Annotated in this window: 13 protein-coding genes; 5 read left to right on the top strand and 8 right to left on the bottom strand. The window is 33.1% G+C overall.

Features of this window, described 5'->3' with window-relative positions; genetic code table 11:
• Positions 1 to 59 precede the first annotated feature (59 nt).
• Positions 60 to 371 (top strand): HU family DNA-binding protein, encoded by a 312-nt coding sequence (locus ABWU52_RS06725; protein ID WP_353276750.1) that lies wholly within the window; start codon positions 60 to 62, stop codon positions 369 to 371.
• Here the strand turns inward: ABWU52_RS06725 and ABWU52_RS06730 are convergent.
• Positions 364 to 1,071, bottom strand: a complete 708-nt coding sequence (locus tag ABWU52_RS06730; protein ID WP_353276752.1) for a pyridoxine 5'-phosphate synthase — start codon at positions 1,069 to 1,071, stop codon at positions 364 to 366. The genes ABWU52_RS06725 and ABWU52_RS06730 overlap by 8 nt on opposite strands.
• Positions 1,072 to 1,443: 372 nt before the next feature.
• On the opposite strand from ABWU52_RS06730, the gene ABWU52_RS06735 reads away from it, so the two are divergent.
• Positions 1,444 to 1,899: an Hsp20/alpha crystallin family protein gene (locus tag ABWU52_RS06735; RefSeq protein ID WP_353276753.1), complete on the top strand. Its 456-nt coding sequence runs from the start codon at positions 1,444 to 1,446 to the stop codon at positions 1,897 to 1,899.
• An 822-nt stretch (positions 1,900 to 2,721) separates the two neighbouring features.
• Here ABWU52_RS06735 and gltX read toward each other — a convergent pair.
• On the bottom strand, positions 2,722 to 4,074 hold the full coding sequence (gltX, locus tag ABWU52_RS06740) for a glutamate--tRNA ligase (protein ID WP_353276755.1): 1,353 nt from the start codon (positions 4,072 to 4,074) through the stop codon (positions 2,722 to 2,724).
• A 151-nt stretch (positions 4,075 to 4,225) separates the two neighbouring features.
• On the opposite strand from gltX, the gene ABWU52_RS06745 reads away from it, so the two are divergent.
• Complete coding sequence (locus tag ABWU52_RS06745) at positions 4,226 to 4,903, top strand: ankyrin repeat domain-containing protein (protein ID WP_353276756.1); 678 nt, start codon at positions 4,226 to 4,228, stop codon at positions 4,901 to 4,903.
• Between the two features lie 61 nt (positions 4,904 to 4,964).
• Positions 4,965 to 6,944 carry a biotin carboxylase N-terminal domain-containing protein gene (locus ABWU52_RS06750; protein WP_353276758.1) on the top strand — a complete coding sequence of 660 codons (1,980 nt, stop codon included), beginning with the start codon at positions 4,965 to 4,967 and terminating at the stop codon, positions 6,942 to 6,944.
• On the opposite strand, the gene ABWU52_RS06755 is transcribed toward ABWU52_RS06750, so the two are convergent.
• Genes ABWU52_RS06755 through ABWU52_RS06780 form a run of 6 tightly spaced genes read right to left on the bottom strand, consistent with a single transcriptional unit; the run spans position 6,927 to position 11,478 of the window.
• The gene (locus ABWU52_RS06755; protein ID WP_353276760.1) at positions 6,927 to 7,922 is read right to left on the bottom strand and encodes a COX15/CtaA family protein; all 996 of its coding nucleotides are present in this window, start codon (positions 7,920 to 7,922) and stop codon (positions 6,927 to 6,929) included. The two genes, ABWU52_RS06750 and ABWU52_RS06755, sit on opposite strands and share 18 nt — an antisense overlap.
• Positions 7,904 to 9,493, bottom strand: a complete 1,590-nt coding sequence (locus tag ABWU52_RS06760; RefSeq protein ID WP_353276762.1) for a glycosyltransferase family 2 protein — start codon at positions 9,491 to 9,493, stop codon at positions 7,904 to 7,906. Before ABWU52_RS06760 ends, ABWU52_RS06755 begins: the two co-directional genes overlap by 19 nt.
• 5 nt (positions 9,494 to 9,498) lie before the next feature.
• Positions 9,499 to 9,975 carry a hypothetical protein gene (locus ABWU52_RS06765; RefSeq protein WP_353276764.1) on the bottom strand — a complete coding sequence of 159 codons (477 nt, stop codon included), beginning with the start codon at positions 9,973 to 9,975 and terminating at the stop codon, positions 9,499 to 9,501.
• 7 nt (positions 9,976 to 9,982) lie between these two features.
• Positions 9,983 to 10,462, bottom strand: coding sequence for a hypothetical protein (locus tag ABWU52_RS06770; protein WP_353276765.1), 480 nt, complete (start codon positions 10,460 to 10,462; stop codon positions 9,983 to 9,985).
• Between the two features lie 3 nt (positions 10,463 to 10,465).
• Positions 10,466 to 10,693: a F0F1 ATP synthase subunit C gene (locus tag ABWU52_RS06775; protein ID WP_353276767.1), complete on the bottom strand. Its 228-nt coding sequence runs from the start codon at positions 10,691 to 10,693 to the stop codon at positions 10,466 to 10,468.
• A gap of 59 nt (positions 10,694 to 10,752) precedes the next feature.
• A complete protein-coding gene (locus ABWU52_RS06780) occupies positions 10,753 to 11,478 on the bottom strand; it encodes a F0F1 ATP synthase subunit A (protein ID WP_353276769.1) in 726 nt (241 codons plus the stop codon).
• A 237-nt stretch (positions 11,479 to 11,715) separates the two neighbouring features.
• Here ABWU52_RS06780 and ABWU52_RS06785 point away from each other — a divergent pair, with 237 nt between their 5' ends.
• Positions 11,716 to 11,985 carry a hypothetical protein gene (locus ABWU52_RS06785; RefSeq protein ID WP_353276770.1) on the top strand — a complete coding sequence of 90 codons (270 nt, stop codon included), beginning with the start codon at positions 11,716 to 11,718 and terminating at the stop codon, positions 11,983 to 11,985.
• Positions 11,986 to 12,095 lie beyond the last annotated feature (110 nt).

Genomic DNA, 12,095 nt, shown 5'->3' on the forward strand with positions numbered 1-12,095 from the left:
TGACTATTGGCATTAGCATAATATGCTGTTTATGTAATTTTTCAATATTAAGGTAATTTATGAGTAAAGAAGATATAGTAAACCAACTGAGTAAAGAGTGCTCTAGTCAAGGTATAGATATAACAAAAGCTAGTTTGGGTAAGTTTTATGATATTTTTATGGAAATAATCAAGAACGATCTAAATCTTAAAGGTGAAATACGTTTACATGGAATAGGGACATTCTCTACTGCTATAAGTAAGGAAAGACAATGCCGTAATCCCCAAAACGGTGATATCATGACTGTTCCTAAAAAGATAAGGGTCAGGTTTAAAGCAAGTCAAGCTCTTTCAAGTACTTTAAATAACAAAGAGAAAGCATCAGCTATTTAGATATAGTCATTTTCATCTTTTTAGTTACACTGTGTAAGCCATGAAATATAGCCTCGCTGATTAAAGAATGGCCTATATTAAGAGCTGAGATGTGAGGTATCTCTTTTATTCTTTTAGCATGTTTATAATTTATGCCATGCCCTACGTGGCATTCTATTCCTAGCTTATTAATGTATTCTGCAGAGTTAGTAATAAGTTTTAATTTTTCCTCTGATGGATTATCACAGTAATCCCCTGTGTGAATTTCTATTATGTCAGGCTTTCTTTCTAGCTTCTCAAGATATTTTAGTTGATTAATATTTGGATCGATAAACAGTGAGACTTTTATGTCAAAGCTGTGCATTTCCTCTATTATACCAGAAAGTTTACTGTGCATATTCACGATATCCAGGCCACCTTCGGTTGTTAATTCTTCTCTTTTTTCTGGTACTATACAAATCGAATAGGGTTTTACTTCTTTTGCTATTTTGAGCATTTCTTCCGTAGCTGCGATTTCAAGATTTAACTCAGTGCTAATGTTTTGTTTTAGATTGAATACATCCTCATCTCTGATATGCCTTCTGTCTTCTCGTAAGTGTACGGTGATAAAATCTGCTCCAGCATCAATAGCTATTTTTGCTGCTTTTAATGGATCTGGATAAGAAGCTCCACGTGCGTTGCGAAGGGTTGCAACGTGATCAATATTAACGCCCAATTTCACAATTTACCTCAAAAATTATTTATAAATTATACATATTATTAGATCTTATGCATGTCATTGTTTAATGCCATAGCTGAAAGACGGAGCTAGCAGTTATACCAATTCTCATTGTTGGCAAGTCAAATAAGAAACATTCAAAATTGTTTGATTGTGGAAGTGGAAAGAGAAGTAATAAATTTGCATACACTTGCCCTTTTTTACAGTTAATCTAGTTTATAGAACTACTCGTGGTAATCCAAATAAGATTTTTTCTCATAATCAAGTTATAGTAAACTGGAACAATTTTTCGCATCTAAAAAATTTTAGATTTAGGATTGAAATTAATAAGTGGAATGATTATGTAGTGCATGTATTAGTAAAAGGAGGTACAACATGAGTAATATAGTTCATTTAAATAAAAACAATAATCGTGATAATTTTAGTGTAAGAGGGTTACAAAGAGCCGTTGATGACATATTTGATAGCTTTTTTACAGGATGGAACCCAGAGCTTTCCAAAAGAGGCAGTAGTCTACTACCAGTTTGTGATTTTTATGAAACAAAGGAAAGCTATTGCCTATCATTAGAGTTACCAGGTATTCCTAAAGAAAGCATAGATATTAGTATATCTGGCAATAGCTTAATAGTGAAGGGTGAAAAAACATGTGATAATGAATCAAAAGATAAGCAGTTTTACCATAAAGAAAGGTACTATGGTTCTTTCTATAGATCTATTCAACTTCCAACAAATGTAGAGCAAGATAAGGTATCTGCCAACTTTTTAGATGGGGTATTGCATGTAACCATACCTAAGTCAGAGAAACACATCAAGAAAATTGATGTAAAGTAACCAGTAAGTAATAGCAGGCTTCTGACCTTGAGGCTTGCTATTTTCATATCTGTTCAGCAAAGTGGCAAAAAAGACAACTAAATGAATGTCATGAAAGTAGCTGATGCTGGCTCCCTTATGAAGGTGTCATCTTAGCACCCAGACACTGGTTTTTTAATTGAAAATGTTGTCTTGTTTGTGATAAATTTTGCTGGATTCCAGTGTCGAGCACTGGCATGACATTATAGAAGCTGGAATTACAGTGTCAGCTACTTGAATGACAATATTTGTTGTGTAATTTACCTTAAAAAATGAATATTCCTACAGCTACGTGTAAGCTACTTTCATGACATTCATTTAGTTGTCTTTTTTGCCACTTTGCTGAACAGATATGTAAAATATTAACTTAGCAATACAGTTTATTTCAAAAATTATCTATAGATTAGACACACCATTAGATCTTATGCATAGTCATTTTTTAATGCCATAGCTGAGACGGAGCTACTCTGCCTGCTTCCATTATCATGAAACTGTATGATACCAAAGCATAACGGTGTAATAAAATATGAAAAAATACCAATAAAAAAAGGTAAAATAACTTTAATAGTTAAAACCATAGGCGCCAGTTGGTTTTTAACTTAAAAATAAAAGTCAAGTATCAGGAATTCTAGACATAAACCCTCCTATATGAATAAAGAGCTAGCAAAAATAAACTTATATATTTTTTGCTGAAATTTGATTATTTGGTGAAAAAACCTGCAGGTGAAGATAGATTTTGGATCCTAAAAAATCTTCATTCTCCACTATAATGAAGCCACCAGAGTCTGTCAAGTAATTTTTTATTTAAACTGCTCGCAATCTTTTTATACACTCATCTTTACCAAGAATTACCATGATATCGATGATTCCAGGCGCATCCATTATTCCAGTTATTGGGGCGCGTAATGAGTGGTATATATCGCTCATTTTTATATTATGTAATTTTGAAAATTCCTTAATCTGAGAAGATAAAAAATTCTTATTCCAATCTTCATCTCCTATACTCGAGAAAAATGCTGCAAGTAACTTAATTATATTGAGGTTAGACTTGACAATTCTCTCAGCTTCTTCACTTAAATCAACTTGAATATAAAACTTTGCTAAGTCCAGCAGTTCAGTTAGATAGTTTGCTCTTTTTTTCAGCTCTGTCAGTCCCTGCAGTAAATAGCCCTTTTTTTTGTCAGTTAGAGTATTTTCTCTAAGCATTAGAGTCAGAATATCTTCATTGCTCATATTACTAATATAGTGGTTATTCAAATGCTCCAGTTTTTTGAAATCGAGCCGTGCAGGTGAACGACCGATGCTTTCTAAATTAAACCACTCTATTGCTTGCTCATCGCTAATAATCTCATCGTTGCCATGACTCCAGCCAAGTCTTAGCAAGTAATTACGCATTGCCTGTGGCAATATTCCCATCTTTTCATAATCGCAAACACTTGTAGCCCCATGCCTTTTAGATAGCTTATTCCCGTCTTCTCCATGAATTAGCGGTACATGTGCAAAGCGTGGAACATCAAAATCAAGAGCCTGATATATTAGTAATTGTTTGAAGGTATTAGTGAGATGATCAGAGCCACGTATAATATCGGTTATTCCAGCATCATGGTCATCAACCACTACAGCAAAAATATATGTTGGAGTATTGTCAGAGCGCAAGATTACTATGTCATCAAGCTGGTCGCTACTTATTGTAACTTGGCCGTATATTTTATCGTCAACAACAATATCTTCTGAGTCTGGCACTTTGAAGCGAACAACAGGCTCTGCATTTGATGTCGAATGAGTACACTTATGCTTATATATTTTTCCTTCTTCCCTTGCTTTTGCCTTCTTTTCTGCAATTTCATTCTCGGGGCAGTAACAATGATACGCCCTACCCTTTTCAACTAAAAGATTTGCAACCTCAATGTGCTGCTCTATTTTTTTTGATTGATATATTATTTCCCCATCATAGTTTATTCCAAGCCATTTTAACCCATCTATTATTGCATCAATTGCTTCCTGTGTTGAACGTTTTCTGTCGGTATCCTCAATCCTTAGTAAAAACTGGCCACCATGACGCTGCGCATAGAGCCAATTAAATAAAGCTGTGCGAGCTCCTCCAATATGTAAAAATCCTGTTGGTGATGGAGCGAATCTAGTGACTATACCTGGCATATTTGTCTATTGTGATAACGTAACCGATGATAACTAAAATTTGTACTTGCAACAACGTGGAACTATAGTAAATTTGAAAGATCAATTTACATTTATTTTTAACAAACTGCATTGTATAATTTAATATTAGTGAATGCAGTGAGGTGTATATATGGATAATTTATTTGAAATTGCAAGAGGAGTTGTAACAAAAGAGGATGAAAATAAATTTATTGAAGCTTGCAAGAAAAGAGTTGCTTGTGTAGCTAAGCATAGAATTGATGAAAATGGAAACCCATTTCATATAGCAGCAAGTAAAGGGTTTCTATTATCTGCGTTACAGGAGATCATAAAGTATTTAGAAGAAGATACTGAGAGCAAAGTCAAGAAAGCAAAAGAAGCTAAAGATTGGGAAAAAGTAAAAAGATTAGAAAAGGAACTTAAGAATAATAAGAAATATATTAAGGAAGCACTCCTCGATAAAAGCTATATTAAGGATGACGGGAAGAAGGCAGTATCACCCCTTTATTTCTTGGACCCTGCAGAGCGGAAGGAAGTTAAGCAAATTGCAGATATAAAATGTGGCTTTATATGTAATAAGAAGTTTCATATATGCTTATATATAGTAGGAGCTATAGTGTGTGCTATCACTATGTGTGTATCTTTGTATCTTCTATTTTCGGCTTCTCAATCTCTTGCATTGGCTTCAATAGCAACAATAGCTTCTGGAGGATCTTCATATCTGTTATTTAAGGCATGTAATGAAGTATATGGTCTCTATAACGAAAGTACTATAGTGACAGATCCTGATGTTATGCAACTTTTAGATAGTGGTTTAGCCCCAGTGTGAAGTATTTGCAGGTAGTAATATAGAAATTTACTTTCTTAACTTAAGAAAGTATACTGATAAGATGATAAGAAAGAAGTATAGTAAGATTTTAGTAGCGAACAGAGGGGAGATTACCTGCAGGATAATCAAAACTGCGCACAAGATTGGCATATCTTGTGTGTCTGTGTACTCAGATGCAGATGCAAATTCTGTGCATGTAAAGCAAGCAGATGAGTCAAGGCACATTGGCCCTTCGCCTGCTTATCTTAGTTACTTAAATATCGAAAAAATATGCGAAGTAGCAGTTGAAACAGGTGCCGAGGCGGTTCATCCTGGCTATGGGTTTTTAGCAGAAAATCCAGATTTTCCCCGTGCTCTGGAAAAACATAACATAGATTTCATTGGTCCAAGTGCAGAAACAATAGAAGTTACAGCCAATAAAATAACAGCAAAAGAAGAGGCAAGAAAAGCTGGAGTAAATGTAGTGCCAGGATATATGGGTAAGATCGAAGATGCTGCCCACGCAGCCATCGTTGCTGAAGAGATTGGTTTTCCCGTTATGCTCAAAGCTGCATCAGGTGGTGGTGGCAAAGGAATGCGAATTGTATATTCCAAAAAAGAAATTGAACTAGCATTTACATCAGCAACAAATGAAGCAGAGAAAAGTTTTAAAGATGGTAGTATTTTCATAGAAAAATATATAGAACTACCAAGACACATCGAAATACAAATTATTGCAGATAAATACGGCAATATAGTGTGTCTTGGGGAGAGAGAGTGCTCGGTACAGAGGAATAACCAGAAAATAATAGAAGAAACACCAAGCCCATTTATTAGTGAAGAAGTAAGACAAAAAATGTATGCTCAATGTGTTTCTTTGGCAAAGCAAGTTGATTATTTTTCAGCAGGTACTGTCGAGTTTGTTGTAGATAAGAACCAAAACTTCTATTTTCTTGAGGTAAATACGAGATTACAAGTTGAGCATCGAGTAACAGAATTTGTCACTGGAATAGATATAGTGGAAGAGATGATCAGAATTTCTTGCGGAGAAAAATTAAGATTTGGTCAGAATGATATTAAACTTATTGGCTCTGCAATAGAAAGCAGAATTTGCGCTGAAGATCCATCAAAGAGATTTTTTCCTTCCAGCGGAAGAATCAAATATTACGACAAACCAGATGAAAATGGTCATGTAAGAATAGATGATGGAGTAGCTAGCGGTTCAGAAATCAGCATGTTCTACGACTCAATGATTGCAAAAATTATAACCTATGGAAAAGATAGAATAGAGGCGATCAGCAGAATGCAAAAAGCTTTGTCTGAGTGCTATATAGGGGAAGTAATAAACAACATAGAATTTCTAGAATCCATCTTCCATAATCCAAATTTTATTGCAGCAAAGCTCCACACGAGATTTATTCCAGATCATTACCCTAGCGGGTTTCAAGGTGATTTTATTACAGAGGAATATATTAAAATATTTATTTTTATTGCACTGTATGTCCACTTAGAAAATGAGGGAAAGTATTACAGTAAGTCAATAGATGAAGCATTCATAGTGAAAATAGACGATAATGAGTACTCCGTAAATGCAAAATATCAAGATAACACATTAACAACAGTATATAACCACAATAAATACTCCGTGGTAGGTAAGTGGAAACCAAGTTACAGGTTGTTATATATAACAATTAATGATGATACCAATATAGCACTTAAAATAGAAAGGCAAGGCAGCAAATACTTTATAAGACACGCAGGTATGAAAGCTAAATGTTGTGTATTGAAACCTCATGTAGCTGAACTAAGCAAATTAATGCTAAACAACAAAACAGAAGGGATTTCAGTAGACGCTGTAAAATCTCCAATATCAGGTTTATTGGTTAAATTACACGTCAATGCTGGAGATCAGGTAGAGATAGGACAACCTCTATTTGTTGTAGAGGCAATGAAAATGGAAAATATAATATGTGCTGAATCAGAAATGGTGATAAAAAATATCCCTGTTAAAGAAGGAAAAAATATACATGCTGGTGATTTGGTATTAGATCTGATTTCTTAAATAACGCAAGCAGTATAAACCTGATCCAAATAAGATAAATGAAAACATTTGATGGGCTATAGCAATGGCAATTGATATATGCAGCAACAAAGTGACTACTCCTAGAATTACCTGAATGATGACGGAGAATAGCATAACATATAATGGTTTTATACTGGCATTTTTTATTGTGAGTATTGCTGTCAGAACTAATATCAGCAATGCCAATGTCCGGTGTATGAATTGCACTGTTACTCTATTTTCAAAGATATTTAGCCAAGCAGGCTGTAAGTAAAATAAATCTTCTGGAACAATTTGTCCATCCATTAGTGGAAAGGTATTATAAATTAAACCAGCATTTAGCCCTGCAACAAATGCACCGAAGATTATTTGTATTGTAACTAGGATTAAAATTATCCATATGTAACATGTAATGTTGCTATTAATTTTAATTATCTGTTTTGGTTTGATTTGGTAATCAAAAAATTGATATGACAATAATGCAAAGATAACCAATGCAAGCAGTAAGTGAAGTGCGAGCTTATAGTGACTAACATGAGGATTGACTACCAAACCGCTTTTAACCATATACCAACCGGCAAAAGCTTGTAAAATTCCAAATAATAGTGCTATAGATAGCCTTATTATTGTCTTCTTATCTACTCTTTTTCTGAGTATAAAATATATAAATGGTAAGATGAAAAATAAACCTGTCAGCCTTGCAATTAACCTGTGCACATATTCTATTAAGTATATGGTGCGAAACTCTTCCATACTCATACCATAATTAAATGCTTTATATTCAGGTGTAGCTTCATATTTTGATTTTTCTTTTAGCCAGTCTTGTTCACTCAGCGGTGGCAATGTTCCGGTAATTGGTTTCCATTCCGTGATTGACAATCCTGCTTTTGAAAGTCTGGTAAATCCACCAATTCCCACCATGCAAATCACCATGAGAGAGCAGAGAAAAAGCCAAATAGCTACAGGTTTTGCTTCCATAATCCATGCTGAGTTTTATTCCATTGCTGAGGGTGAATAACAAATTCCCACAAAGCGAGAAAAGCTGCAACGCTATGTAGTAGACTATAGACGGGAAAAAATATTGATACTATATAAAAATAAAAAGGCATTTTTTGTTGTCTGATAGCTATTATCAAAAAAATCAAGTTAATACCGTATACTATTATAAAATAATATAAGAATAATTCATTCAAAATTTGAGTCAGCACCAATGAAAGTAACAAAAAAGGAGTCGTGAAAAATATAAAAGCTGAGGAACCAACAAAAAGGTTTAATAGCAAAACTCCCTTAAGCCCAGTGTGCTTAAAAAGTAATTTTATATTTTTTAAATGAACGATATAAGTTTGCATATAACCTTTAATCCAGCGTGCTCTTTGTTTGATCCAAGCAAACACAGTAGTTGGTGATTCTTCCAATGTTTCTGAATCAATAATCCTGGTTTTATATCCCATTTGCGCAAGTCTCAAACCAAGGTCAGCGTCTTCAGTGACATTGTAAGCATCCCAAAAAAGCACTTTCTTTAAAATTTCCACTGAAAAATGGTTACTGCTACCACCCAAAGGTATTGGCATGTTCATTTTTTGAAATCCAGGCAAAAAATATTGAAACCAGTTCATATACTCGAGAGAAAAGAATTTTGTAAGAAAATTGCAACCAAAGTTATAGTAATTTAATTTCGCCTGTACACAAGCCAACTTTTCGTCGCCCTTATTAAATTCAATTAGTGCTTTTTTTAACTGCAACGGATCTGGCTTGTCATCTGCATCATATATTACCACATACTTTCCTCTAGCAAAGCTCATAGCATAATTGCATGACTTAGCTTTTGTTCTAGGCAGAGAATGAGGCACTTTTATTACTTCAAAATACTGTGGTAAAGTGCATTTTTCTATAGCTGCTAACATTTCTTGGTCATCGCTCTCTATCACAAGCTTTACATCTAATTTTGATTTTGGATAATCCAAACTTTCAATGTTCTTAATCAATTGCTTTATAACCGCATTCTCTTTAAAAGCAGGCAATAAAATAGTATATATAGGTTCGTTCATCTTATCATAATCTGCTTTTTGGTTAGAAATTTTACGCAAGCCAAAAATTTTAGTTACAAATTTGAATAAAGAACTAGAACATCCGATTATAAATATCAACACCAAAGCAAAATATGCATATTTTTTTGTCAGTGTTAAAGTCGAAATTATAACAAAAAAAGAGGAAAAAAAGATTGAACTGAGCCTAATGCTTCTAGCTGAAAAATTAGGATTCTTATAATATAAGTAGTTATTTGCGAATTCTGAAATACCAAAGTGCGAGTTAAGAAGATTTAAAATCTGTTCGCTATTCGCTTTTATTAATACATATTCAATACCGTAATGAGATTCGACCCAAAGGTTGATATCTTGGCTTATGTCTTCAACCATAAAAAAAGTAGTATCATTTAATTTTTGCCAAGGAATTATATTAAACCTATAGTAGAAAAGTTTCTCTTGTTCTTTGCATAAACTAGAATCAAATTTAATTTTTTCTACATTATCAGTTTGAAGTACAGGCATTAAACTTAATGCAACTTTTTGCTTAAGTCACGTGAAAACGAAGATATAACCTCACTACTACGCTTATCATCTTTACGTTCATGCATTATTTCTTTTACAGCATCAGCAGCTATACTCGCTGTGTTAGCTTGTAAATCCCCAAGAGCTTTTTCAACTTGGTCAGTAACTTTCTTCAAATTAGAATGGGCATTTTCATCTAACGTTTGATCGAGTTGCTGTCTATTATGCTTAATAATACTATTAGCCTTATCAAGTGCTTCATTCATCATTTTGTTAACTTCTGCATCTAATCTTTTGTATTTTTCAGAAGATTTTTTGTAATACTCCAACATATCTTTTCTGAATTTTTCAGTTTCTTCACTTGAAAACTTGCTTTTGTTACGTTTATTGTTAAGCGCGTTTTTTATTACCTTCCTTAACAATTTATATGAGAGGATAAAACCTACTAAAAAAGCAAGGCTTATAACTAGTAATGTAGACATAAAAACCCTAAAATTCTTTTGACACCAAGTCAGCAACAAATTCCTCTTCAATTTCAGAATTGGTTAACTTAGTATAGTAAATCAAAGCAATACTAGTAGCCATTTGTTTTAATTCACTAATATACTTAGATTTAAATTGTACTACCTTTTCTTCAACAAGTTTAATCATCTTCTTGTCTTCCTCTTCCAATATATCCTTAACATTCGCTCTCATTTCTTCTACTTGAGCAAATGCATCATCTATGATTTTTTTTGCCTGTGCTCTAGCTTGATTTAAAGCTGCATTATACTTGGCAATTTGTTCTTCTGTAAGTCTTAAAAGGTGAACAGAACTATTAAAAGAATCTAATATCCCTTTACTCCTAGTGTTTATTATTTCATCTAACCTTGGTAAGAACAAACAACTTACTACAAAAAAAAGTGAAGAGAAAAAAATTAAAAACCAAAAAACTTGAGAAAAGAAAGTGGAAACATCAAGCTGTGGCATCTGTTAAGCAACAAATATCAATAACACTGCAAGTAAGAACGCAAGTAACCCCATGATTTCAACCATGGCAGCACCAATATAAACGTAAGTTTTCATTTTACTTTCCGATTCAGGATTTCTTGCAATCCCATTTAACATAGCAGAAAAGATATTAGCTATACCTAAACCAGCACCGAGCATTCCAAACACAGCCAAACCAATTGCTATAAATTTTAAAGCCACTAAGTCCATATATTACCTTTAACTATTTCTTTATAATATAATTGTAAAATATTCTGCAAGGAAGTCAATTACTTTACTGCATCTGACAAATATACACATGTTAATATAGTAAATATATAAGCTTGCAAAACTGCAACAAAAACTTCAAATCCTATTAGTGCAATTATAAACAAAAAAGGTGCAGGAGTAAGAAATATGTTCATATTTATGACGAATCCTGCTATCACTTTGATGATTGTATGACCTGCAATCATATTTGCTGCAAGCCTTATTGATAAACTAATCGGTCTTACTAAATAAGCAAATAATTTAATAATGATGATTATAGGTGCAAGCCACGAAGGAGTTCCTTTTGGTAGCAATATGCGTAAAAATTCTACTCCTCTTTCTTTAAACCCAACAATCGTTATATAAGTAAAAACCACCATTGATAAAGCGAAGGTAACTATCACATGACTTGTAACTGTGAAACTATAAGGAAGAACACCAACTAAATTACACGATAAAATGAAAATAAATACTGTAAATATCAAAGGAATGTGCTCCAAACCTTTGCTTCCAGTGTTACTTTCTATTATTGAAACAACAAAATCATATACATATTCAACTGCAGCTTGCAAATATCCTGGTATTACTGCACCTTTTCTTATTCCAAGGAGCAAAAACAGTACCATTAATATCACCGAGATCATCATAAAAAGAGATGAGTTGGTAAAGTTTATGTCATACCCAAATAATTTTGGTAGTTCTATTATTGTATATACTTTAAATTGTTCTAGCGGATTTAACGCCATCTTGATTTATATACTTAAACTATAATAGTAAGTAAAATATAGATTTTATAGGGTAAAGTCAAGAATTAAGATAGAAAATCCATGCCATTATGGCATAAATATATCAACAAAGTATGTGATTAGAATGCTAATTATAGCCAGCGTTCCATTTAAAAATTCACTAATCTTATTAAGTTACTTAATATCTTGACTTAACATCTTATTTTAACTATAATTTAATTTTAATATGAGGCAATTATGAACGAAATAGATTTTACTAATCCACCTTTAAATTTAGAACAAGAATGTGGTAACGGGTACATCAAGTTTACAGATTATTCTTCTAACTCAGACACTGGTCTTTTCCGCATGGCAGGTGAAATGCTAAATGAAAGCCATGATGTTATAGGAAATTTTACTGGTGATGCTTACATTTATAATTTCCATATAGATGATCACAATATGAACATTCAACTCTGCATGGAAATGGACTGCAAAGGTGATATAAAGAAAATTCTTTCTTTGTAGAAAGAGTAGGCTTCTCTGTTGTTTCTTGCAATATAGAAGCCACTTATTACAACAAACTTTAAAAACATCACATTTTACATTACAATGAATTTTTATTTCTTGTTAGATAA

The organism is Wolbachia endosymbiont (group B) of Villa cingulata, assembly GCF_964028285.1.
Lineage (GTDB): Bacteria > Pseudomonadota > Alphaproteobacteria > Rickettsiales > Anaplasmataceae > Wolbachia.